Source organism: Streptomyces canus, assembly GCF_030816965.1.
Taxonomy (GTDB): Bacteria; Actinomycetota; Actinomycetes; order Streptomycetales; family Streptomycetaceae; genus Streptomyces; species Streptomyces canus_E.
Window position 1 is genome coordinate 7,680,589 of the sequence record NZ_JAUSYQ010000002.1, and the last position, 20,470, is coordinate 7,701,058.

19 protein-coding genes are annotated in these 20,470 nt (G+C 71.0%); 8 read left to right on the plus strand and 11 right to left on the minus strand.

Annotation, left to right across the window (positions count from 1 at the left end):
- Positions 1–18 precede the first annotated feature (18 nt).
- The 7 genes from QF027_RS36275 to zapE form a co-directional block, all read right to left on the minus strand.
- Positions 19–915, minus strand: coding sequence for a PPK2 family polyphosphate kinase (locus tag QF027_RS36275; protein ID WP_307079362.1), 897 nt, complete (start codon positions 913–915; stop codon positions 19–21).
- Between the two features lie 80 nt (positions 916–995).
- Positions 996–2,363: a PhoX family protein gene (locus QF027_RS36280; RefSeq protein ID WP_307079364.1), complete on the minus strand. Its 1,368-nt coding sequence runs from the start codon at positions 2,361–2,363 to the stop codon at positions 996–998.
- Positions 2,364–2,463: 100 nt separating this feature from the next.
- A complete protein-coding gene (locus QF027_RS36285) occupies positions 2,464–3,240 on the minus strand; it encodes a slipin family protein (RefSeq protein WP_307079365.1) in 777 nt (258 codons plus the stop codon).
- Between the two features lie 99 nt (positions 3,241–3,339).
- Entirely contained in the window at positions 3,340–4,821 is a 1,482-nt protein-coding gene (locus QF027_RS36290; protein WP_306975113.1) for a SulP family inorganic anion transporter, read from the minus strand.
- A 5-nt stretch (positions 4,822–4,826) separates the two neighbouring features.
- Positions 4,827–5,405, minus strand: coding sequence for a carbonic anhydrase (locus tag QF027_RS36295; protein WP_306975111.1), 579 nt, complete (start codon positions 5,403–5,405; stop codon positions 4,827–4,829).
- A 113-nt stretch (positions 5,406–5,518) separates the two neighbouring features.
- Positions 5,519–5,896 carry a hypothetical protein gene (locus tag QF027_RS36300; protein ID WP_307079367.1) on the minus strand — a complete coding sequence of 126 codons (378 nt, stop codon included), beginning with the start codon at positions 5,894–5,896 and terminating at the stop codon, positions 5,519–5,521.
- Positions 5,897–6,104: 208 nt separating this feature from the next.
- Positions 6,105–7,187: a cell division protein ZapE gene (gene zapE / locus QF027_RS36305; RefSeq protein WP_306986496.1), complete on the minus strand. Its 1,083-nt coding sequence runs from the start codon at positions 7,185–7,187 to the stop codon at positions 6,105–6,107.
- A 73-nt stretch (positions 7,188–7,260) separates the two neighbouring features.
- Between zapE and QF027_RS36310 the strand changes: the two genes are divergently transcribed.
- The 6 genes from QF027_RS36310 (at position 7,261) to QF027_RS36335 (ending at position 12,506) form a co-directional block, all read left to right on the plus strand.
- Positions 7,261–8,055 carry a pyrimidine reductase family protein gene (locus tag QF027_RS36310; protein WP_307079369.1) on the plus strand — a complete coding sequence of 265 codons (795 nt, stop codon included), beginning with the start codon at positions 7,261–7,263 and terminating at the stop codon, positions 8,053–8,055.
- A 153-nt stretch (positions 8,056–8,208) separates the two neighbouring features.
- Complete coding sequence (locus tag QF027_RS36315) at positions 8,209–8,682, plus strand: indole-3-glycerol phosphate synthase (RefSeq protein ID WP_306975104.1); 474 nt, start codon at positions 8,209–8,211, stop codon at positions 8,680–8,682.
- 115 nt (positions 8,683–8,797) lie between these two features.
- Positions 8,798–10,189 carry a UDP-N-acetylmuramate--L-alanine ligase gene (murC, locus tag QF027_RS36320; protein WP_307079371.1) on the plus strand — a complete coding sequence of 464 codons (1,392 nt, stop codon included), beginning with the start codon at positions 8,798–8,800 and terminating at the stop codon, positions 10,187–10,189.
- 13 nt (positions 10,190–10,202) lie between these two features.
- Positions 10,203–10,610 carry a peptide-methionine (R)-S-oxide reductase MsrB gene (gene msrB / locus QF027_RS36325; RefSeq protein WP_306975100.1) on the plus strand — a complete coding sequence of 136 codons (408 nt, stop codon included), beginning with the start codon at positions 10,203–10,205 and terminating at the stop codon, positions 10,608–10,610.
- Positions 10,611–10,770: 160 nt separating this feature from the next.
- The gene (locus tag QF027_RS36330) at positions 10,771–10,971 is read left to right on the plus strand and encodes a wHTH domain-containing protein (RefSeq protein ID WP_307079373.1); all 201 of its coding nucleotides are present in this window, start codon (positions 10,771–10,773) and stop codon (positions 10,969–10,971) included.
- 56 nt (positions 10,972–11,027) lie between these two features.
- The gene (locus QF027_RS36335; RefSeq protein WP_306975096.1) at positions 11,028–12,506 is read left to right on the plus strand and encodes a glycoside hydrolase family 3 N-terminal domain-containing protein; all 1,479 of its coding nucleotides are present in this window, start codon (positions 11,028–11,030) and stop codon (positions 12,504–12,506) included.
- A gap of 71 nt (positions 12,507–12,577) precedes the next feature.
- Here the strand turns inward: QF027_RS36335 and QF027_RS36340 are convergent, their stop codons facing one another.
- The gene (locus tag QF027_RS36340; RefSeq protein ID WP_307082631.1) at positions 12,578–13,882 is read right to left on the minus strand and encodes a glycoside hydrolase 5 family protein; all 1,305 of its coding nucleotides are present in this window, start codon (positions 13,880–13,882) and stop codon (positions 12,578–12,580) included.
- An 8-nt stretch (positions 13,883–13,890) separates the two neighbouring features.
- Between QF027_RS36340 and QF027_RS36345 the strand changes: the two genes are divergently transcribed.
- Together QF027_RS36345 and QF027_RS36350 are read left to right on the plus strand one after the other, a co-directional pair.
- Entirely contained in the window at positions 13,891–14,967 is a 1,077-nt protein-coding gene (locus tag QF027_RS36345; protein WP_307079375.1) for an N-acetylglucosamine kinase, read from the plus strand.
- The gene (locus tag QF027_RS36350) at positions 14,964–17,192 is read left to right on the plus strand and encodes a glycoside hydrolase family 3 N-terminal domain-containing protein (protein WP_307079377.1); all 2,229 of its coding nucleotides are present in this window, start codon (positions 14,964–14,966) and stop codon (positions 17,190–17,192) included. The genes QF027_RS36345 and QF027_RS36350 overlap by 4 nt, the downstream gene beginning before the upstream one ends.
- Here QF027_RS36350 and QF027_RS36355 read toward each other — a convergent pair.
- Genes QF027_RS36355 through QF027_RS36365 form a run of 3 tightly spaced genes read right to left on the minus strand, consistent with a single transcriptional unit; the run spans position 17,156 to position 20,429 of the window.
- The gene (locus QF027_RS36355; protein ID WP_306975089.1) at positions 17,156–18,037 is read right to left on the minus strand and encodes a carbohydrate ABC transporter permease; all 882 of its coding nucleotides are present in this window, start codon (positions 18,035–18,037) and stop codon (positions 17,156–17,158) included. The genes QF027_RS36350 and QF027_RS36355 overlap by 37 nt on opposite strands.
- Entirely contained in the window at positions 18,034–19,056 is a 1,023-nt protein-coding gene (locus QF027_RS36360; RefSeq protein ID WP_306975087.1) for a carbohydrate ABC transporter permease, read from the minus strand. Before QF027_RS36360 ends, QF027_RS36355 begins: the two co-directional genes overlap by 4 nt.
- Positions 19,056–20,429, minus strand: coding sequence for an extracellular solute-binding protein (locus tag QF027_RS36365; RefSeq protein ID WP_306975086.1), 1,374 nt, complete (start codon positions 20,427–20,429; stop codon positions 19,056–19,058). Before QF027_RS36365 ends, QF027_RS36360 begins: the two co-directional genes overlap by 1 nt.
- Positions 20,430–20,470: the final 41 nt, after the last annotated feature.

A 20,470-nucleotide genomic window follows, 5' to 3' on the forward strand; every position in this document is an offset into this window, starting at 1 on the left:
CCCCGAGTACCCCGGTATTCACTGTTCGAGCAGCCGCCTGCGGGCTTCCTCCACGTCGAAGTCCGCCTTCGGGTAGCGCGGGTCCAGATCCGACAGGTGTTCGAGGAGAAGTCGGCTGACCGCCCAGTTGCGGTACCACTTGCGGTCGGCGGGGACCAGGTACCACGGGGCGCGCGGTGTCGAGCAGCGCTCCAGTGCCAACTCGTACGCCTGCTGGTAGGCGGGCCACAGGGCGCGGTCGTCGATGTCCGAGACGTTGAACTTCCAGTGCTTGTCCGGGCGGTCGAGGCGCTTGAGCAGGCGGTCGCGCTGTTCGTCGTACGAGATGTGCAGGAAGCACTTGATCACGGTGACGCCGTCGCCGGCGAGGGACTTCTCGAAGCGGTTGATCTCGTCGTAGCGGCGCTCGATCTCGGCGGCCGGGGCGAGGGCACGGACGCGGGCGACGAGGACGTCCTCGTAGTGCGAGCGGTCGAAGATGCCCAGCTCACCGGCTTGCGGGAGGGCCCTTTTGATGCGCCAGAGAAAGGGGTGCCGGAGTTCCTTGGGCGTGGGTGCCTTGAAGGCGTGGATGCGGCACCCGGACGGGTTGAACAGACCGATGACGTGCTTGACCGTGCCGCCCTTGCCGCTGGTGTCCATGCCCTGGAGCACCAGCAGGACCCGGCGCCGGTCGCCGGCCGTGCTCGCCGCCCACAGGCGTTCCTGAAGGTCGGCGAGCGGGGTGGCCAGATCGGTCATCGCGGCCAGGCCCGCCTGCTTGTCGCGGGGGCCGGCCGGGATCTCCCGGCTGTCGTGGGCGGCGAGGTCCATCGGCTTGCCGCCGGGTACCCGCAGCAGCTCGCGCAGGGCGAGGTCGTCGCCGGCCGTGGGGCCCTTCTTCGTCGTGCGGCCCTTCGAGTCCTTCTTCGACATGGGGCACCCTTTCCGGTCCGGGTCCGGCCCCTCGATCCTGCGCCGAGGGGCCGGGGCGCGCCAGCCGTCGTGCGGGGCGGCTACCGGCGCCAGGGGCCCGTCACCGCGAAGGTCGTCCCGGGCGTGTAGCAGTTGACGTACATCGTCTGCCCGTCGGGGGAGAAGGTGACGCCCGCGAACTCGCCCCACTCCGGCGCCTCGGGTGTGCCGATGTTCTGCCGGCCGCGGGCCATGGCGTACACCTCGCCCTGCCGCGTCACGCCGAAGACGTGCTGGGCGCCGTTGCCGTCCTCGCACACCATCAGACCGCCGCTGGGCGCGAGGCAGATGTTGTCCGGGGACTCGCCGGGCAGCTGGACGTCGGTGTCCGGACCGAAGACGATCACCAGGGTCAGCCGACGCGCCGAGGGGTCGTAGCGCCAGATCTGCCCGAAGTGGTCGGCGGCCGAACCCTCGGCGCTGTGCGCGAACGACGAGACGAAGTAGACGCTCTTCCCGCCCCAGTAGCAGCCCTCCAGTTTCTGGGCATGGGTGATGCCCTTCGGGCCGAAGTCCTGGAGCCGGACGGGCGTTTCGGTGGCCAGCGGGTCCGGTACGTCGACCCACTCGATGCCCTCGAAGCAGGCGCCGGTCTCCTGCACCACGGACAGGTCCGGCACCCCGGGCACCCGCATCGCCTGGAGCCGGCCGCCCGCGCGCAGTGAACCGAGGCCGCCTTCGGGCCTGTTGGGCAGGAAGCGGTAGAAGAGGCCGAAGGGTTTGAGGAAGGCGTCCTCGGTCTCGTAGACGATGCCGCGTTTCGGGTCGATCGCGATGGCCTCGTGCTGGAAGCGGCCCATCGCGGTCAGCGGTACGGCCCCGGAGCGGTGCGGGTCGACCGGGTCGACCTCGAAGATGAAGCCGTGGTCCTTGGTGTAGCCGTTGGTGCCGGCCTTGTCCTCGGTCTCCTCGCAAGTCAGCCAGGTGCCCCAAGGGGTGGGCCCGCCCGCGCAGTTGACGGCGGTGCCGGCGATGGCGACCCGCTCCGACAGCACGTTGTTGCGGGAGTCCAGCGTGAGGGCGGTACAGCCGCCCTTGCCCGCCGGGTCGTAGGTGAGGCCCTCGACGGTGGGGACGGCGATGGCCGCGGTGGGGCGGTTCTCGTGGTTGCGGACCAGGTGGACGCGACCGTGTCTGCCGGGCAGCGCGGTCATGCCGTCGTGGTTCGAGGGGACCTTGCCCTCGCCGGAGCGGAGCTGGTCGCCCTCGCGGGACAGGACCTTGTAGCGGAAGCCCTTCGGCAGGTCCAGCAGGCCCTTCGGGTCGGGGACGAGGGGGCCGTAACCGGTGTGGCCGAGGGACTGGGCGGCGGCGGTGCCGGCGAAGAGTTCGGAGAGGGCGCCGGTGAAGGCGATGCCCACGCCCAAGGCGCCGGAGCGGGCCAGGACCTGACGTCGTGTTGCGGACATGGCGGAGCAACCTTCCTGCTGGCGGACAGGACTGTGACGTCGCTGTGTCTATCACCTGGGTCGGCCCGCGGGAACCACGCGCGTAGCGTGTCCCCGCCCGTCATGTGCCGGTCGGGTGCTCCTGCGCCCTCTCCAGGAAGCGGAGCAGCTCCACCGGGAAGGGCAGGACGAGCGTCGAGTTCTTCTCGGCGGCCACCGCCACGACCGTCTGCAGCAGCCTGAGTTGGAGTGCGGCGGGCTGCTCGGACATCTCCTTGGCGGCCTCCGCGAGCTTCTTCGAGGCCTGGAGTTCGGCGTCGGCGTTGATGATCCGGGCCCGACGCTCACGGTCGGCCTCGGCCTGCCGGGCCATCGACCGCTTCATCGCGTCCGGCAGCGACACGTCCTTGATCTCCACGCGGTCCACCTGCACGCCCCAGCCGACGGCCGGGCTGTCGATCATCAGCTCCAGGCCCTCGTTGAGTTTCTCGCGGTTGGACAGCAGGTCGTCCAGCTCGCTCTTGCCGATGATCGAGCGGAGCGAGGTCTGGGCCATCTGGGAGACGGCGAACTTGTAGTCCTCGACCTTGACCAGGGCGTTGGCGGCGTCGACGACGCGGAAGTAGACGACCGCGTCCACGCGCACCGTCACGTTGTCCCGGGTGATGCCCTCCTGGGCCGGCACCGGCATCGTGACGATCTGCATGTTCACCTTGTGCAGCCGGTCCACGAACGGCACGATCACCGTGAACCCGGGCTCGCGCACCTCACCCGCGAGCTGCCCGAGGCGGAAGACCACCCCGCGCTCGTACTGCTTGACGACCCGGGCCGCCGCCGTGAGGTAGACGAACCCCGCGGCACCGGCCGCCACGGCCGCCGTCACCAGTTCCTGGAGCATTCCGACCTCCTCGTCCAGAGGTCCGTATGTCTGCTCCTGCAACGATATGCCCGGTGCCTGGTCGGGGGCCACGATCGGCCCCGGACCAGGCAGGGAGTGCTACGGAGCGGTGGCCTTCACCGGCTCGGGCTCGGTGACCCGGACCGGTTCGGTGCCGACCGCGCTGTGCCGCTCGGCCCAGTTTTCCAGCGCCGTACCGCAGGCGTGGTCCAGGTGGTGCAGACCGGTCAGGTCCAGCTCCACGGGCCGGTCCTGGGGCAGCGACTCCAGGCTGTCGAGGATCTTCGGCAGCCGCAGGAAGGTGGCGTTGCCCGACAGATGGGCCTGGATGGGGCCCGCGCCCTTGTCGACGATCTCCAGCTTGAGGTGCGAGGCCTCCCAGGCGGTCTTGACGACCGACAGGGCCAGACCGATCAGCACGCCCTCGAACATGTTCACCGCGACGATCGAGACGGCCGTGACCACCAGGATCAGCGCCTCACCGCGGTGGCCCCGCCACAGCGACACGATCTCCCGGAAGGGGATCAGCTTGAAGCCCGCGTGGACCAGGATGCCGGCGAGCGCGGGCAGCGGGATCAGCGCCAGCGTCGAGGGCAGCAGGGCCGCGAACAGCAGGAGCCACACGCCGTGCATGACCCGGGAGGCCTTGGTCTTCGCGCCCGCCTGGACGTTGGCCGAACTGCGCACGATGACCGCGGTCATGGGCAGGGCGCCGAGCGCGCCGCAGACCGCGTTGCCCGCGCCCTGGGCCATGAGCTCCTTGTCGTACTCGGTGCGCGGGCCGTCGTGCAGCCGGTCCACCGCGGCGGCGCTGAACAGGCTCTCGGCGGAGGCGATCAGGGTGAAGGCGATGATCGTGCCGAAGATGGCGGGGTTGGCGAGTTCGCCGAAGGCGTCCATGCCGGGCGGCTGGACGGAGGCCAGCAGGCCGTTCACCTCGACGGTGGCGATCGACAGGCCGAAGACCTGGGTGACCAGGGTGGCCAGCAGGACCGCGGCGAGCGCGCCCGGCACCGTCTGCGCCTTCTTGGGCAGCTTCTTCCACAGGACGAGCACCGCGATGGTGCCCGCGCCGACGGCGAGCGAGGCGAGTGCCGTGGTGCTGCCGAGCACGTCGGCGACGGCGCCGGGCAGGCCCAGGATCTTGTCGAGTCCGGAGGCGGGCGCCTTCAGACCGGCCGCCGAGTACAGCTGGCCCGCGATGATCACGAGACCGATACCGGCCAGCATGCCCTCGACGACCGAGACGGATATCGCCCGGAACCAGCGCCCCAGCTTCAGGGCGCCCATGACGAGCTGGATCAGTCCGGCGGCCAGCACGATGACACCGAGCGCGGGCAGCCCGAACTCGTTCACCGCCTCGAAGACGAGCACGGTCAGACCGGCCGCGGGCCCGGAGACCTGGAGGCTGCTGCCGCGCATCAGACCGGTGACGATGCCGCCGACTATGCCGGTGATCAGGCCGAGTTCGGCCGGGACGCCGGAGGCGACGGCCACGCCCACGCAGAGCGGGAGCGCGACCAGGAAGACGACCAGGGAGGCGGCGAAGTCCTGCCGCAGGTGAGGGTATTTGGTCATCATGGCGATCACAGGCCCTCGAACGCGTCGGACTCGGCGCGGTGGACGCGCACCGCGCCCGTGTGCACCTCGTAGTACCAGGCGTGCAGGGTCAGTTGTTCTTCCGCCAGCTTCTTGTCGATGAAGGGGTACGACCGCAGGCGCAGTACCTGGGCCAGGACGTGGCTCTGCACGCCCTCGGCGACGCACGGGTCCTCGGCCGCGCCCGCGGGACGCGGGGTGGCGTTCGTGAGCCAGTCGCGTACGGCCGGTACGGCGTCCAGGTCGTCGCCGCGCACCAGGGCGCCGACGGCACCGCAGTGCGAGTGGCCGCAGACCACGATGTCGCGGACGCCCAGCACCTCCACGGCGTACTCGATGGTGGCCGCCTCGCTGGTGGGGTGCTCGGAGGCGTACGGGGGGACGATGTTGCCCGCGGTGCGCAGCTCGAAGAGCTCGCCCGGGCGGGCGCCCGTGATCAGGGCCGGGACGACCCTGGAATCCGAGCAGGTGATGAACAGAACCTGGGGGGACTGGCCTTCGGCCAGCTTGGCGAACTCCTCAGGGCGCTGTCCGAACGTACGGGCGTTGTCGATGAGGGGCTGCATGTGGTGACTCCTCCTGGCGCGCAATGGGGACGCGTCGGGCTTACCTGGCGCGCCGAAAGGCGCGTCGGCTTACATGACAGGTGGGGGAACAGATGGGGGGAACGGTTCTGCCGTCAGCAGCGGAACACTTGAAGTGCCGCTGCAGCGTGGGCTGTCGAGGGTCTCGACAGGGGGAAATCGCCGGTTGCGACCCGCTCGGGCGCGGCCGCCGGCTCCTGAGCCGACAGCGGGCGCTCGGGCCCCTCGGGGGCGAAGTCGACGGCGCGGTGCCGGTCGCGGGTGCGCAGGGGACCGGTCGGGTCCCCGAGGTGGTTGCACTGGCGCTTGCCAGAGGGTTCGGCGCGTGCCGCCTTGCCGGAGAGCTTGGTTCCGGTCTGGGCTTTGGCCTTGGCCTGACGGACTGTGTGCGCGGTTGCGAATTCCTCGCTGGATGTGAAGAAGGGGAGCGCGAGAAGAGCGGCGGTGAGGACCGCCAGCACGGTCCGTACCATCGCACCTCGGAACATGCGCCCCCCTCTCGGCAGTTCACACTTCTAGTCCAGACCAAGCATTGGTCAATGACTGGTCAAGAAACAGCTTAGCCCGGCAAAGTTGTTTGCAGGGTTAACTTAACGTTTCCAGCTGAAGAGAGGCTGAAGCGTGCCGGGTCGTGGCGCGAACCGGCTCTTGATCTTGTGGATGTGGTGCGTTAGAAGCGCCTCAGGCGCCCTCGACCAGACCCTTCGCGTCGCGCGCCAGCGCGGTGAGCCGGGATATCGCGCGGAAGTACTTCTTGCGGTAGCCGCCGTTCAGCATCTCCTCGCTGAACAGCCGGTCGAAGGGCAGCCCGGAGGCCAGCACCGGCACCTCGCGGTCGTAGAGGCGGTCCGCGAGCACCACGAGCCGAAGCGCCGTCGACTGGTCCGGCACCGGTTGGACGTCCGTGAGGCACACCGCCTTCACGCCGTCGGTCAGGGCGCCGTACCGGCTCGGGTGGACCTTGGCGAGATGCGCCAACAGGCTCGGGAAGTCATCGAGCGAGGCGCCCTCGGTGGCGTACGCCGCCTTGCTGACCTCCTCGTCGGCGAACGGCGCCGGCGCCTCGGGCAGCCCTCGGTGGCGGTAGTCCTCGCCGTCGATGCGCAGGGGGCGGAAGCGTGCGGCGAGGCCCTGAATCTCGCGCAGGAAGTCGGCGGCCGCGAACCGGCCCTCGCCGAGCTTGCCCGGCAGGGTGTTGGAGGTGGCGGCGAGCGCCACGCCCGCGTCGACCAGCTTGCCCAGCAGGGTGGAGACCAGGACGGTGTCGCCCGGGTCGTCCAGCTCGAACTCGTCGATGCACAGGAGGCGGTGGCCGGAGAGCGTCTGGACCGTCTTCTGGAAGCCGAGGGCGCCTACCAGGTTGGTCAGCTCGACGAACGTGCCGAAGGCCTTGAGGGAGGGTTCGGCGGGAGTGGCGTGCCAGAGCGAGGCCAGCAGGTGGGTCTTGCCGACGCCGTAGCCGCCGTCGAGATAGACGCCGCGCGGGCCTGCCGGGGTTCTGGCCTCCTTGGGCTTCCCGAACGCCTTTCCGAAACCGAGGAAGCCGCGCTTGCCGCCGCCGACCGCGTGTGCGCCGGAGAGGCCTGCCGCGAAGCCCGCGAGGACTCGGACGGCCTCGGTCTGGCTGGGCTGGTTCGGGTCCGGGATGTACGTGTCGAAACGCACCGAGTCGAACCGCGGCGGCGGCACCATCTCGGCGACCAGCCGGTCCGCGGGGACGTGCGGCTCACGGTCGCACAGGGAGAGCGGGGCGGTGTCGGCCATGGAGCCGAACCCGGACGCGGCGGGGGAAGTAGACACGGTTCACCATGTTAAGGGCCGTGCCACACTGCACGACATGCGACGCCTGTTCCCTGTGACCGACGAGACAGCGACCCGGAGCTCCGAGGAGGCCGACCACGAGTGGGGCCTCGCCGAGCTGGCCGCCGCCTACGCGTATCCCGAGCTCGGGCCCGGCCCCGGGGCCCCGGAGGTGTGGCTGCGCGCCAACATGGTGTCCACGATCGACGGGGCCGCCCAGCACGACGGCCGTTCGCAGCCCATCTCCACCGCGACCGACATGCGGATCTTCGGGACGCTGCGGGCACTGGCGGACGTGGTGATCGCCGGTGCGGAAACCGTCCGCCAGGAGGGGTACCGGCCGGCACGCGTGCGTGACGAGTTCGCGGAGCTGCGCGAGGCGGCCGGACAGGGCCCGGTCCCGGCGATCGCGGTGATCACCGCCAGCCTGGACCTGGACTTCTCCCTCCCGCTGTACACCTCGCCCGTGGTGCCCACGCTGATCCTCACGGGTGCCGCGGCCGCCCCGGACCGGATCGCCGCGGCCGAGAAGGCGGGCGCGCGCGTGGTGATCGCGGGGGACGGCGTCGGCGTGGACCCCGCGCGGGCGGTACGGGCGCTCGCCGAGCTGGGACACACCCGGCTGCTGACCGAGGGCGGCCCCCGGCTGCTCGGCCAGCTGGTGGCCGCCGGAGTGCTCGACGAGCTCTGCCTGACCCTGTCCCCGATGCTCACCGCGGGGGACGCGCAGCGGATCGCCGGGGGGCCGTCGGTGGCGGTGCCGGCACGGTTCGCACTGGACTCCCTGCTGGAGGAGGACGGATTCCTCTACAGCAGGTACCGCAGGGCTTGACCACCCCGGACGCGGGTGCGATCGGTACCGCTGACGTCGACATCGGTGGAATCTGTCGTTCCGCTTGGTTTCCGGTGGGCGCACTGAATCCGGCAGTACCGTGCGACCACGGGGCAGGATGGTTTCCGCAGAGCATAGAGAAGGGGACGCACGGTGTTCACAAGCGTTTTGATGATCGAGAAGGCCCTGACGTCCGCCGATGTGGAGTTCGTCACCACCTTGCACGGTGATGAGTCGGTCGCGTTCCACGTGCTGCTCCAGCCGCGGGGGAATCAGGCCGACCGCCTGCTGCGGGCCATCGACGACGTGGCGCTGGGCGAGCTGGACGAGGCCGTACGGGAGCGGGAGACCCCCGAAGGCCAGGACGCGAAGCCCTTCGGGGAGCGGGCGCTGGAGGTGTCTCTCCAGGCGCTGCGGATTTCAGGGAGCGAGGCGGAGGGACGGCTGATCGAGGACCATCCGCTGGACGCGCTCAAAGCGCTGGTGGAAGAGACCGGAGCCGACGAGGTGATCGTGCTGACCGATCCCCACTACGTGGAGGAGTTCTTCCACCGGGACTGGGCGTCGAGAGCGCGGCACAAGGTGGGCGTACCGGTGCTGAAGCTGTTCTCGCACAGCAAGGAGTAGCCCGGCAAGGAGCAGCCGGCTCGTTCGTCGGCCGCGGGCCGGTGGGGGTGGGCGCGGTCGCCGCAGGCAATAAGCTGGGGCCTTCGCCGTAGCCGTATGCACAGGGAGACACCACATGGCCCCCGGCCTTCCTACCGCCATGGACCGACCGCACTTCATCGGGATCGGTGGGGCGGGGATGTCGGGGATCGCGAAGATCCTCGCGCAGCGTGGGGCGAAGGTGGCCGGCAGTGACGCCAAGGAGTCCCCGACCGCCGAGGCGCTGCGGGCGCTGGGCGCGACCGTGCACATCGGGCACGCGGCGGAGCACCTGGCGTCCGACGCCACCTGTGTGGTCGTGTCGTCGGCGATCCGGGCCGACAACCCGGAGCTGGCGCGGGCGGCCGAGCTCGGCATCCCGGTGGTGCACCGGTCCGACGCCCTCGCCTCGCTGATGGACGGCCTGCGGGCGATCGCGGTCGCCGGTACCCACGGCAAGACCACGACCACGTCGATGCTGGCCGTCTCGCTGAGCGCACTGGGCCTGAAGCCGTCGTACGCGATCGGCGGCGACCTGGACGCCCCCGGCTCCAACGCCCTGCACGGCGAGGGCGAGATCTTCGTCGCCGAGGCGGACGAATCCGACCGCAGCTTCCACAAGTACGCCCCCGAGGTCGCGATCGTCCTCAACGTCGAGCTCGACCACCACGCCAACTACGCGTCGATGGACGAGATCTACGCCTCCTTCGAGACGTTCGTGGACCGCGTCGCCGAGGGCGGCACACTGGTGATCTCGGCGGATCACGAGGGCGCGCGGGAGCTGACCCGGCGCGTCACCGCGTGCGACGTGAGCGTGGTGACCTACGGCGACGCCGAGGACGCCGACGTGCGCGTGCTGTCCGTCGTCCCGCAGGGGCTGAAGAGCGAGGTCACCGTGGAGATGGACGGCTCGCCGCTCACCTTCACCGTGTCCGTGCCCGGCCGCCACTACGCGCACAACGCGGTGGCCGCGCTGGCGGCGGGCGTCGCGCTGGGTGTCCCGGCCGCCGAACTGGCTCCCGCCCTGGCCGCGTACACGGGCGTCAAGCGGCGCCTGCAGCTCAAGGGCGAGGCGGCCGGGGTGCAGGTCATCGACTCCTACGCCCACCACCCCACCGAGATGACGGCGGACCTGGAGGCCATGCGGGCGGCGGCCGGTGACGCCCGCATCCTGGTCGTCTTCCAGCCCCATCTGTTCTCGCGGACGCAGGAGCTCGGCAAGGAGATGGGCGAGGCGCTCGCTGCTGCGGACGGCTCGCTGGTCCTTGACATCTACCCGGCCCGCGAGGACCCGATCCCCGGGGTGACGAGCGAGCTGATCATCGACGCGGCGCGGGCCGCGGGCGCGGACGTGACGCCGGTCCACGACAAGGCGGACGTGGCGTCGGTGGTCGCGGGAATGGCGAAGGCCGGTGATCTCGTTCTCACCATGGGCGCGGGTGACGTGACGGACCTCGGCCCGCTGATTCTGGACCGTCTCGCGAAGTAAGGGGCTGAGCTTCATGTCGTACGACGTCGAAAAGCCGGACGAGCAGTGGCGTGCGGAGCTGACCCCGGCCGAGTACGCCGTACTCCGGCAGGCCGGGACGGAGCCCGCCTTCACAGGTGAGTACACCAACAGCAAGACCACGGGCGTGTACTCCTGTCGCGCCTGCGGGGCCGAGCTCTTCACCTCCACCACGAAGTTCGAGTCCCACTGCGGCTGGCCGTCCTTCTACGACCCGAAGGACACCGACGCGGTCGAACTGATCGAGGACCGCTCCCACGGCATGGTCCGCACCGAGGTCCGCTGCGCCCGCTGCGGCTCGCATCTCGGGCACGTGTTCGAGGGTGAGGGGTATCCGACGCCCACCGACCAGCGGTACTGCATCAACAGCATCTCGTTGCGGTTGACGGCGGACGAGGGCTGACGGAGCGGTTCTGGTCACGTTTCCTCCGGACGCGTGCCGGGCGGTGGGGGCCGCCCGGGGTGACGCTGCCCGTGGCGGTCTGCCGGCTGTTCGGGGACCGCGGACGCCGACCGATCAACTCCGGCCACATGAGCCCTCTTTGTGATGCGGTGCCGGGGGCGTGGGCGGGAGTGTGAACCCGTTGCTGTCCACGCGGGTCGTCGGCGAGACCTTCCGGACCGGCAACGATCTCCAGGAGCAGGCGCTCTACGGCGGCCCCCTGGACGACACCGGCCCGGCGGGCCCGGGTCACCTCGTCGCCTCCGCGGACCGGCTGGGCTGGGACACGGCTCGAGTGACGGTCCGCCCCGCGGAGCGATGAATGACCGAACCATTGGCATGTTGACTTTCGGCTGGACGAGCCAGAGGATTCCGGGGGTGACCCACACCGAGCGCCAGCTTGCCCGCACCGCCCTGCCCGTCGACCTCGACGAGGCCGCACACCGCTGTCTCGTCGCCGGGTTCGAGGGCACCACGGTCGTCCCCGACACCCTGAAGCGGCTCATCGACCGCGGTCTCGGCGGAGTCATCCTGTTCACTCGCAACGTGCGCGACGCGGAACAGGTGCGCCGGCTCACCGACACGCTGCGGGCGCTGAGGCCGGACCTGCTGGTCGCCATCGACAACGAGGGCGGCGGCATCGGGCACCTGGTCGCCGCGGGCGCCCCGGAGGTCCCCGGCTCCTACGCACTCGGCGTCGTCGACGACCCGGACCTCACCGCCCGCTGCGCCGACGCCCTCGCCGGACATCTGGCCACGCTGGGCATCACCGCCTCCTACGCCCCCGTCGCCGACATCCAGCGACAGGCCGACAACCCGATCGTGCGCACACGGGCCTTCGGTACCGAGTCCGAGCTGGTCTCCCGGCACCTGGGCGCCTGGATCGCGGCCACCGAGGCGCGGGGCGTCGCCTCCTGCGCCAAGCACTTCCCCGGGCACGGCGGCACGCTCACCGACAGCCACCACGAACTCGCCGTCGACCCGCGGCCGTACGACGAACTGGACCTCGGCCCCTTCCGGGCCGCGATCGCCGCGGGCGTGCCGATGCTGATGAGCGCGCATGTCGTCTTTCCGGCGCTGGACCCCAACCGGCCGGCCACGCTCAGCCGGCGCATCCTGGGGGATCTGCTGCGGCACGAGCTCGGCTTCGACGGGGTGCTGGTCAGCGACGCGCTGGAGATGAAGTCGATCGCGGACCTGTACGGGGAGGCCGCGGGGGCGCGGATCGCCCTCGCCTCCGGAGCGGACCAGGTCATCGTCGCCGTGGCGGATCTGAGGGTGACCCTGGAGTGCCGGGACGCTGTGCTCGAGGCGTTGCGGGACGGGGTGCTGGGCGAGGAACGGGTTCGGGAGGCCGCGGGGCGGGTGGAGCGGCTGGCGGAACGGTATGCGACACCGGTGAGCGAGGTGGACGTATGGGATGCGGGGGCCGGGCTGGAGGCGGCTCGGCGGGCCCTGCGGGGGCAGGTTTCGCCGGGTGCCGTGTCCGGGGCGCATGTCGTGGACCTGTTCCCGGCGCCGCATCCGGCGTTGAACTGGGGTGGGGAGGATCTGCTGACCGAGGTGCTCGCCGTTGATCCGACGGCCACGGGGACGGCGGTCGCCGGGGAGCCGGCCGATCCTGCCGCGCTGGTCGACGTGATTCTGACCGACGCCGGGAGTGCGCCGCTGGTCGTGGCCACCTGTGATGCGGGCCTGTACCCGTGGCAGGCCCGCATGCGGGATGAGCTGGTGGCCCGGCGGCCGGGGGCGGTGCGGGTCGCCACGGGGCTGCCGGAGGGGGGTGCGTTGTGTTCTTACGGGCGGGGGCGGGTCAATTTGCGGGCGGTGGCTGAAGTGCTGGCGGGAGCGCGGTGATTCGTCTGCGGGCCGGTGGGGGCTGGTCGCGCCCACGCGGCGGAGCCGCATATCGACACAGCCCCGCGCGCCTAAAGGGGCGCGTTGATGATCTCCTTGATTCCCCGTGCCGCCAGGTACGCCTCGTCCTCCGCCCGGTCGGCCCGTACTACTGCCGGGCGCATCCCCTCCTGGCGCAGCTTCATCCACGCCTCGAAGTACGCCCCGCCCGGCCCCGACACCGATCGCGTGGACGGCGTGCAGTCCAGGACCAGGGCCGTGTCGCGCGGCTCAGCCGGCAGTGATCCGGCTCGCAGTTCGGCGATCGTCGTCGCCAGCGCCTCCGCGATCGGCTTGGGCCGCCCCTCCGCGTCGAACAACCCCAGCGTGTACTCCAGCTCCGGGAAGTCCGCCAGTGACCGGTCCACGTCGTGGGAGCACCACCACGTCACGCCCCACAGGTTCTCGCACCCCGACGCGTTCAGGATCGTCTCGCGGGCGAAGTGCGGGGCGTCGGCGGCCGGGATGTGGGGTTCGGGGGCGCCGGTTTCCTGGACCCAGACCGGGCGGGCGGGGTCCTCGGCGTAGGCCTTGGCCAGTTCCGTGCCGTATTCGGCGAGGTGCAGGACCTGGGGGGAGCGGGGGCCGTAGAGGCTCGCGCAGCCGCCGGAGAAGACCCAGGGGTGGACCGTGGTGAGGTCTCCCTTGCGGGCCGAGGCCTCCGGGGTGAAGGGGTGGTCGTCGCCGTACCAGGCCGCGTCGTACGCGGAGTGGGTGACCAGGCCCTGGGAGCCCAGGCCGTCCCGGGCGGCGGCCAGCAGGGTGTCCAGGTAGTGGTCGACCTCGGCCACCGTGGCCGGGTTGTGCTCGATGAGGTTGTTGAGCTCGTTGCCCAGCTGGAGGCCGATGAGGTTCGGGCGGCCGGCGAGAGCGCGGCCGAGGGTGCGGAGCAGGTCCGCCTGGGCGTCGATCGCCTCCGGGTCGGTGAAGACGTTGCGGTGGTGCCAGCTGCGGGTCCACTCCGGATAGAAGTCGAAGCTCGACAGATGGCCCTGCACGCCGTCCACCAGGACGTCGAGGCCCGCCTCGGCCGCCAGTTCGACCAGCTGCGCCAGCTGGTCCACGGCGGCGGTGCGGATCAGCGTGCGGTTGGGCTGCAGGAGCGGCCAGAGGTGGAAGACCCGGACGTGGTCGAGCCCGAGCCCGGCTATCTGGGCCAGGTCCTCGCGGGCGCGGCCCGGATCGAAGTCGTGCCAGGCGTGGAACCAGCCGTGGCGGGGCGTGTAGTTGACGCCGAAGCGGAGCGTGGGAATGGGATCCTCCTCGGGTTCGGCCCGGTCCGACCTCGGTCCGGCTCTTGTTCTGCTCTTGTCCTGCGCGAATGTATCAATCACCATAGTCATTGATGGGTAATGATTTGAACCACGAACTGCGCGACGGGCGCGACCTGGTCGTCGGCCTCGACGCCGGGGGCACCCGCACCCGCGCGGTCCTCGCCGCCGCCGACGACGGGCGCGTGCTGGGCGAGAGCACCGGTGGCCCGGGCAACGCCATGACCGTGCCGGTCCCGCAGCTCACCGACCACCTCGCCGAGGCGCTGGCCCGGGTGGTGCCCGAAGGTGCGCGCGCCCGGGTGGTGGCCGTGACCGGTGGTTTCGCGGGCGCCACGGCGGCCTCCGAGGAGGACCCCGGCACCTCCAGGGCCCGCACGGCCCTGACCGAGGCCCTGGGCCGCCTCGGCATCCCGACCGGCCGGGTGGGCGTCTGCAGCGACATCGAGGCCGCCTTCGCCGCCGCCCCCGGCACCCCCTCCGACGGCCTCGCCCTGGTGGCGGGCACGGGCGCGGTCGCCATGCGCATCACCGACCGTCGCGCCACGACCACGGTCGACGGCGACGGCTGGCTCCTCGGCGACGAGGGCAGCGGCTTCTGGATCGGCCGCAGCGCGGTCCGCGCGGCCCTGCGCATGGCCGACGGCCGCGGCCGTCCGACCGTCCTCGCCGGCTGGGTCGGCCGCACCCTCGGCCTGCCGGTCGACGTCCTCCCGAAGGGCGGAATCCCTTCGTACGACCGTGGCGGCACCGCCCTCCCGAGCGGTACCGGCGCCCACCCCACCGGCGTCCCCGGCTGGTCACGCGCCCGGCGTGAGGACTTCCGCCGCCATCTGCTGCCCGCCGTCATGGCCGATCCGCCGATCCGGCTGGCCCGCTTCGCCCCGCTGGTCGCCGACGCGGCCGCCGAGCAGGACGCCGTGGCCGAGGCGATCCTGAGCGAGGCGGCGGACCACCTGCTGGAGACCGTACGGGCGCTGGAACCGCGCCCCGGCGAGCGGATCGTCGCCACGGGCGGCCTGCTCGGCCCCCGGGGTCCGCTCACGGCCCCGCTGGCCGAACGGCTCCACACCCACGGCCTGCGCCTCGACTGGGTGGCCGACGGCTGTCCCGGCGCGGTGGCCCTCGCACGGCTGGCGCACCCGTCATGAGCGATGTCCTCTACCGCGACCCCACCGCACCCGTGGACGCCCGCGTCCGTGACCTCCTGTCCCGGATGACCCTGCGCGAGAAGGTCGGCCAGCTCAACCAGCGCATGTACGGCTGGGACGCCTACCGCCGCACGCCCGACGGCGGCTTCGAACTCACCGAGGCCCTGCACGCCGAGACCGACCGTTTCGAGGGACTCGGTGCCCTGTACGGCCTCCAGCGCGCCGACGCCTGGTCCGGCGTGGAGCACGGGAGCGGGCCCGGCGCAGAGGACGGAGCCGCCCTCGCCGAGCTGGTCCAGCGGCACGTCGTGGGCCGCAGCCGGCTCGGCATCCCCGCACTCTTCGTCGAGGAGGTCCCGCACGGCCACATGGCCCTCGACGGCACGGTCCTTCCGGTCAATCTGGCGATCGGCGCCACCTGGGACCCCGACCTCCACGAGCGCGCCGCCGCGCACGCCGCCGCCGAACTGCGTGCCCGCGGCGGCCACGTGGCCCTCGTCTCGGCGCTGGACATCGTCCGCGACCCGCGCTGGGGCCGTACGGAGGAGTGCTTCGGCGAGGACCCCTACCTGGCCGCCCGGCTGACGGAGGCGCTGGTCCGGGGCATGCAGGGCGTCCCGGACGACGACGTCTTCGCCGCCGACAAGGCTCCTGTCGTCCTCAAGCACTTCGCCGGCCAGGGTGCCACCGTCGGCGGCCGCAACTCCGCCGAGTCGGAACTCGGCCTGCGTGAACTCCACGAGATCCACCTCCCCGCCGCCCGGGCCGGTGTCCGCGCGGGCGCCGCCGCCGTCATGGCCGCCTACAACGAGGTCGACGGGATGCCCTGCTCCGGCAACCGCGCCCTGCTCACCGGGCTGTTGCGCGAGGACTGGGGCTTCGACGGGCTCGTCATGGCGGACGGCCTGGCCGTCGACCGGCTGGCGCGGATCACGGGGGACAAGGTCTCCGCGGGTGCTCTCGCCCTCGACGCCGGTGTGGATCTGAGCCTGTGGGACGAGGGCTTCACGCATCTGGAGGAGGCGGTCGAGCGTGGGCTGGTGAGCGAGAAGACCCTCGACGCCGCCGTCGCCCGGGTGCTGCGGCTCAAGTTCCGGCTGGGCCTCTTCGAACAGCAGGACGCGACGGCCCGCCCGCCGGCCGCCGGTGAGGCGATCAGCAGGGAGGCCGCCCGGGCGGCCGTCACGCTCCTGCGCAACGACGGCGTGTTGCCCATCGGCGCGCGCGTCTCACGGATCGCCGTTCTCGGACCCCAGGCCGCCACCACCGCACACCAGTTGGGCGACTACACGGCCCCGCAGCGCCCCGGCACCGGCAGCAGCGTCCTCGACGCCCTGCGCCGCCTCGCTCCGCCCGGCCTGGAGATCCGCCACGCCCCCGGCTGCGCCCTCACCGGCGCCGACCTCTCCCGGATCCCCGAGGCCATCGCCCAGGCGGCCGCGTCCGACCTGGCCGTCCTGGTGCTGGGCGGCAGCAGCGCCCGTACCCCCGGGACCGAGTTCGACGCCAACGGGGCCGCACGCACAGCCGTGTCCGAGATGACCTGCGGCGAGGGCGTCGACCTGGCCGGACTGCGGCTCGGCAGGGCCCAGTACGCGCTCCTGGACGCCGTCGTCGCGACCGGCACACCTACGGCGGTCGTCCTGATCCAGGGCCGCCCGCACCTGGTCCCCGACACCCCGGCCGCGCTGCTCACCGCCTGGTATCCGGGCCCGTGGGGCGGCGAGGCGATCGCCCGGGTACTGCTCGGGCTCACGGAGCCGGCCGGCCGACTGCCCGTCTCCGTCCCGCGCTCGGCGGCCCAACTCCCCGTCTATTACAACCACAAGGACACCGAGTACGGCGGATACGTGGACGAGAGCGCGCAGCCGCGGTACTCCTTCGGGCACGGGCTGTCGTACACGAGTTTCGCGTACGGCACGCCACGGCTGAGGGGCCTCACGGTCGAGGTCGATGTCACCAACACCGGTCAGCGCTACGGGCGTTCGGTGGTCCAGGTCTATCTGCGCCGTCTGCTCACTCCCACCTGGCCGCGCACCCTCGAACTGTGCGCGTTCGAGGGTGTCGGCCTGGCTCCGGGTGAGCGCCGTACGGTCTCGCTGACCCTGGACCCCGAGCAGCTCGCCCCTTCCCGGACGGTCGAGATCAGGGTCGCCGCGTCAGCCGGGGAGGCGCTCGGCGTGCGGGGTCACAGCTTGACGGCCCCTGACGAGACACCCTTGTAGAACCACCGCTGGGTGATCACGAACAGCACCAGCACCGGGATCACGGAGATCACCGAGCCGGCCATGACCATCCGCTGGTCGTAGCCGAACGACGAGTTCTGCAGGCGTGAAAGTCCCAGCGTCAGCGTCATGTTGCTCTCGGAACGCAGCACGATCAGCGGCCACAGGAAGTCGTCCCAGGCGCTGATGAAGGTGTTGATGACGACCACCAGGATCGCGCCCCACGCGGACGGCAGATACAGGTGCCGGAAGCGCTGCCACTCGTTCGCGCCGTCGAGCATGGCCGAGTCCTCGATCTCGCGCGGGACCGCGAGGAACGCGCCGCGCATGAGGAGGACGTTGATGGCGCCGACGAATCCGGGCAGCCACACCCCGGCCAGGTGGTCGACCAGGCCCATGTCCCGGATGCTCAGGAACAGCGACACCATGATCGACTCGAAGGGGAACATCATCGAGGCGATCAGGACCACCCAGACCGCCTTGCGGCCCTTCCAGCCGGGCTTGGAGAGCATGTAGCCGGCGGTGGTGGAGAAGACCAGCTGGCTGGTGACCGACAGGGCGACCACGATCAGGCTGTTCCTGATGTACGTGCCCACCGGCACCTGGTCGAAGACGGTCCGGTAGGCCCGCAGGGTCGGGTGGTGGGGCAGCAGGGTGGCGTTCGCGCCGAAGACGTCCTCGCCGGTGCTCTTCAGGGAGGCGAGGAGCTGCCAGAGCAGCGGGCCGACGGTGAGGCCGAGGACCAGAAGGAGCAGCAGATAGCGGACGACGAGTTCGCGGGGGCGGCCGTAGTCCCGCCAACGCGGCATCAGGCGGCGGCGCTTGGGTGCGACAGCGGTCGTCATGCCTCGTCCTCCTTCGTCAGGCGCTGCGCCAGCAGGGTCAGTCCCAGCGTCAGCAGGAACAGGGCCACGCTGACGGCCGAGCCGTACCCCGCGTTGCCGGTGATCGGGTCCAGGCCGACGTCCCGGATGTAGAAGGGCAGGGTGCGGTCGGCGCCACCGGGGCCGCCGGTGGCGCTGCCGAGCATGTAGATCTCGGTGAAGACCCTGAGCGATCCGATGCCGGTGAGGGTGCCGACGAGCATCATGGCCTGCCGTACGCCGGGCACGGTGATGTGCCAGAAGCGGCGGGCCGCTCCGGCGCCGTCCATGGCGGCGGCCTCGTGGAGTTCCTTGGGGACGTTCCCGAGGGCGGCCAGGTAGAACACCATGTACCAGCCGAGCCCCTTCCACAGGGTCAGGCCCATCGCGGACAGCAGGATCAGCCAGGAGTCCGACAGGAACGGGACGGCCGACCTGATCAAGTGGGCCTTCTGGAGCCAGGTGTTGACCAGTCCGTCGTCGGCCAGCAGCCACTGCCAGCTCAGTCCGACGACCACGCTGGAGGCCAGCACCGGTGTGTAGAAGGCGGACCGGAAGAAGCCGATGCCCGGCAGGTTCTTCTCCACCAGCACGGCGAGCAGCAGCGGCAGCAGCACCATCAGCGGTACGACGATCAGCGCGTACAGGATGCTGTTGCGGGTCGCCAGCCAGAAGTCCGAGTCGTCCAGCATCCGCGTGTAGTTGTCGAGTCCGACGAAACTCGACGCGCCGCCCAGCGGCTTGGCGTTGGTGAACGACAGCAGGACGGTGTTGAGGAACGGGAACACCCCGAAGATCACCGCGCAGGCGATCGCGGGCGCCGTCCACAGCCAGGGCAGCCACCAACGGCGGTACATGGCGGCGCCGTTGGCGCCGGGTGCGGGTCCCGGCAGGACGGCCCTGGCGAGTCGGCGGGCGCGGGACGGGGCCGGGCCCGGTGCGGAGACCTTCGCCTCCGCACCGGGCACGGACACCGGGTTCGTGGTGTGCGTCGCCGCCATCAGCTGCTCTGCTTCAGCATCTCGTTGGCCTTCGCCTGGGCGTCCTTCACCGCGTCCGCCGCGCTCTTCTTGCCCTGCATGGCCAGCTGCACCTGGGCGACGATGGCGTTCTGCATGGCAGAGGAGATGTTGGTCTGGTAGGCGGTGGCCGTCTTCAGCTGCTCGGCGACCAGCTTGCGGGCCTGTGCGAACGGGTCGTCACCGGTGACCTTCTGGAAGAACGGGTCGTCCAGCGAGGCCGAGGTCGTCGGGAAGATCACCACCTTCGGGTCCTTGCACCAGGCCGTCTGGTTCTCGGCGTTGGTGAGGAACTCGGAGAACGCCAGTGCCGTGGGGGCGTTCTTGCTGGTCGCCGCGGTGGCTATGTACTGCGGGGCGCCGGTGGTGTGGCCGAGCGCGTCGAAGGGCTGCTGGCCGACCGCGGTCTTGTCGTAGACCGAGGGGCTGTTCTGCTGCACGAAGCGCACGAAGCTCGGGTTGGTCGAGCCGTAGGCGACCTTGCCCTGGCTGTAGAGCGTGGAGGGGTCGTTGCTGGAGGACAGCGAGTCCTTCGGCATCGCGCCCTCCTTGTACAGCTTGGTCATCCACTCGACCCACTGGACCGTGCGCGGGTCGTCGGCGAAGACGGCGGACTTGCCGTCGGCGGACAGCGTCTTGATGTTCATCTGGTCCCAGTCGGACGGGATCCGCCACACCGGGTTGGCCATCGTCGCGTAGAACTTGCCGTCGCCCGCCTTGGCGACCTTCTCGTAGTCCGCGAACAGCCCGAACAGGGTCGTCGGCGGCTTCGCCGGGTCGATGCCCGCCTTCTTCAGCAGGTCGGTGTTGTACGTCAGGACGATGCCGCCGGTGTACCAGGGCAGGACCGTGTGGACCGACGCGCCGGAGGGGTCCTTCATGACGCTGGACTTCCAGAAGGCCGGGACGAAGGGCTTGGCGGCGTCGGGGTCCTTGACGCCCACGTTCAGCAGGTAGCCGGCCTTGGTGAGGGAGGTCGCGGTGGGGGAGTCGACGTTGAGGACGTCCGGCAGGGTGCAGGCCTGGGCGTCGGCGACCGTGCGCTGGCCGAACGTCGAGTCGCCCGGGTCGTCGATCCACTTGACCTTGGTGCCGGGGTGGGCCGTCTCGAAGTCCTTGATCACTCCGTTGAAGAAGTCCCCGAAGTCCTTCTTCAGGTTGGTGGTCTGGAAGGTGATGTCGCCCTTGACCTCGCCGGTGAGCTTGCCCGACCCGACGTTGCCCTTGTCGACCTTGCAGCCGCCGGCGGTGGCGTCACCGCTGTCGGATCCGCCGCCGGACAGGCCGCAGCCGGCGGCCGTCAGCGACAGAACGGCGAAACAGGTCAGGGTGCGGGTCAGTCTCTTTGCGCGCATGTGATGCCCCTCCACGGCTGGTTCAATGAACCAACTCCGAC

Bases quoted from the DNA above. Each gene is read 5' to 3' on its own strand.
- QF027_RS36300 (WP_307079367.1), bottom strand. From the start codon at position 5,896: ATGGTACGGACCGTGCTGGCGGTCCTCACCGCCGCTCTTCTCGCGCTC.
- murC (WP_307079371.1), top strand. From the start codon at position 8,798: ATGGCCCCCGGCCTTCCTACCGCCATGGACCGACCGCACTTCATCGGG.
- QF027_RS36290 (WP_306975113.1), bottom strand. From the start codon at position 4,821: ATGATGACCAAATACCCTCACCTGCGGCAGGACTTCGCCGCCTCCCTG.
- QF027_RS36310 (WP_307079369.1), top strand. From the start codon at position 7,261: ATGCGACGCCTGTTCCCTGTGACCGACGAGACAGCGACCCGGAGCTCC.
- QF027_RS36365 (WP_306975086.1), bottom strand. From the start codon at position 20,429: ATGCGCGCAAAGAGACTGACCCGCACCCTGACCTGTTTCGCCGTTCTG.
- QF027_RS36275 (WP_307079362.1), bottom strand. From the start codon at position 915: ATGTCGAAGAAGGACTCGAAGGGCCGCACGACGAAGAAGGGCCCCACG.
- QF027_RS36360 (WP_306975087.1), bottom strand. From the start codon at position 19,056: ATGGCGGCGACGCACACCACGAACCCGGTGTCCGTGCCCGGTGCGGAG.
- QF027_RS36355 (WP_306975089.1), bottom strand. From the start codon at position 18,037: ATGACGACCGCTGTCGCACCCAAGCGCCGCCGCCTGATGCCGCGTTGG.
- QF027_RS36280 (WP_307079364.1), bottom strand. From the start codon at position 2,363: ATGTCCGCAACACGACGTCAGGTCCTGGCCCGCTCCGGCGCCTTGGGC.
- msrB (WP_306975100.1), top strand. From the start codon at position 10,203: ATGTCGTACGACGTCGAAAAGCCGGACGAGCAGTGGCGTGCGGAGCTG.
- QF027_RS36345 (WP_307079375.1), top strand. From the start codon at position 13,891: ATGGGTAATGATTTGAACCACGAACTGCGCGACGGGCGCGACCTGGTC.
- QF027_RS36340 (WP_307082631.1), bottom strand. From the start codon at position 13,882: ATGGTGATTGATACATTCGCGCAGGACAAGAGCAGAACAAGAGCCGGA.
- zapE (WP_306986496.1), bottom strand. From the start codon at position 7,187: ATGGCCGACACCGCCCCGCTCTCCCTGTGCGACCGTGAGCCGCACGTC.
- QF027_RS36350 (WP_307079377.1), top strand. From the start codon at position 14,964: ATGAGCGATGTCCTCTACCGCGACCCCACCGCACCCGTGGACGCCCGC.
- QF027_RS36295 (WP_306975111.1), bottom strand. From the start codon at position 5,405: ATGCAGCCCCTCATCGACAACGCCCGTACGTTCGGACAGCGCCCTGAG.
- QF027_RS36285 (WP_307079365.1), bottom strand. From the start codon at position 3,240: ATGCTCCAGGAACTGGTGACGGCGGCCGTGGCGGCCGGTGCCGCGGGG.